We start from the raw sequence: 1,621 nt of genomic DNA, 5'->3' as shown, positions 1-1,621 counted from the left end.
CGAAAATAAAGATAACCTCTCTCATGATGGCAATTGCTGGGTTTATGATGATGCCGCCGTTTTTTTGAATGCCAAGCTTTATGAGAATGCTAAAATTTATGGACAAACTAAAGTCTTTAGAAATGCTAAAGTTTATGGAAATGCTACCGTAAATGGCAAGGCATGGGTTTTTGGTAATAAGGCTTGCATTTATGACAATGCTAAAATTTATGATGATACCAAAATCGCTGGTCAAGTTTATGGAAATGCCGTGGTTTGTAATAAAGCTATTATTACTGATGATGCTAAAATTTATGACAATGCTAGGGTTTATGATCATGCCCATGTGTGTGGCTATGTCTTTGGTAATGCTCAGGTCTATGGTAAATCACGCATTCATGTCTGGGTTTCTGTTTATGATAATGCCCATGTCTTTTGCAATGCGTGGATTAAGGATCATGCTAGTGTCTATGGCAATGCAAAGGTTTCTGGCTCGGCGCGCGTTGGTTGCTTAGCAAAAATTTATGATAATGCTAAAGTTTATGGAAAATCAAATATTGATCATCACATAAAAATTTATGGCAATGCCGTGGTTAATAGCCGTGAAAAAATTCGTCGTGATATTTGCGATAATGATCAGTCTATTAAAGACGCTGCGTAAATAACACCGCGGGCGCGGCGGGGGCGCCCCTCTTTAAAGAACATTTCATTAAAATTTTATCGATTATTAGATAGGAGCTTACCTATGTCTACTACAACTGTATCTAAAATTGTCTCTAAAAAATATGAACTTACTAATGAAACGCGTGTTTTTGATAACCATACCCTTTATCGCATTAAAGCATTAAGAGATTTTAATGATATTAAAGCTGGTCAATTGGGGGGCTTTATTGAAGATGAGAGTAACTTATCACATGATGGCAATTGCTGGGTTTCTGATAATGCCTATGTTTTAAAACCCGGTCGTGTTTATGAAAACGCTAGGGTTTATGGCAATGCGGCGGTTGGTGGTTTTGTTTATGGCAATGCCTATGTTTATGACTTTGCAAAGATTTTTGCCAATGCCCATGTGTATGATAATGCGCGGGTTTTCGATGATGCAAAAATTATCAGTAATGTTCATATTTATGAAAATGCAAGTGCCTATGGCATGGCTGTTGTGACTAAAAATGCCCATGGCAATACAAGAGAGAATGTTTATACAGAGCGTCTCTCTCCTTATGGAGAAATTTCCTTTGTAATGTATCGCTTTTAAAGCAGCATAAATAATGGCGTCGGCGTTGCGGGGGCGCCTGCTTTCCAAATTCTTTCATTCAAAATTTAGTAGATATTTAGATTGGGGTTTCTCATGATTAGTACAGTTGTAACTAAAAAATATGAATTAACAAATGAAACGCGTCTCTTTGGTAATCACATACTTTATCGCATTAAAGCTTTAAGAGACTTTTCTGATGTCAAGACTGGTCAATTGGGTGGTTTTATCGAAAATGAAAGCAATCTCTCTCATGATGGCAATTGCTGGGTTTATGGAAATGCTATGGTTTTAAACTCAGGTCGTGTTTCTCAAAATGCTAGGGTCTATAATAACTCTATTATCGCTGGTTATGTCTATGGGAATGCAATCGTTTTTGGTAAATCGATC

At 37.0% G+C, this 1,621-nt stretch carries 2 protein-coding genes and 1 pseudogene; all 3 read left to right on the top strand.

The genetic code is table 11. The annotated features are described in order from the left end of the window. On the top strand, positions 1-640 hold a 640-nt coding region (locus AC0QT1_RS08560; RefSeq protein ID WP_473202123.1), incomplete at its 5' end, for a hypothetical protein. An 84-nt stretch (positions 641-724) separates the two neighbouring features. Then, positions 725-1,234 (top strand): hypothetical protein, encoded by a 510-nt coding sequence (locus AC0QT1_RS08555; RefSeq protein ID WP_473202122.1) that lies wholly within the window; start codon positions 725-727, stop codon positions 1,232-1,234. Positions 1,235-1,327: 93 nt separating this feature from the next. Further along, positions 1,328-1,621: pseudogene (locus tag AC0QT1_RS08550) on the top strand (hypothetical protein); the annotation flags it as partial.

Source organism: Bartonella sp. P12B (assembly GCF_055796185.1).
The sequence above is the reverse complement of the archived record's forward strand: the minus strand, read 5'-3'. Positions and strand labels throughout refer to the sequence as shown.

Excerpts from the sequence above, each read along its gene's own strand:
- AC0QT1_RS08555 (WP_473202122.1), top strand. The coding sequence starts at position 725 with ATGTCTACTACAACTGTATCTAAAATTGTCTCTAAAAAATATGAACTT.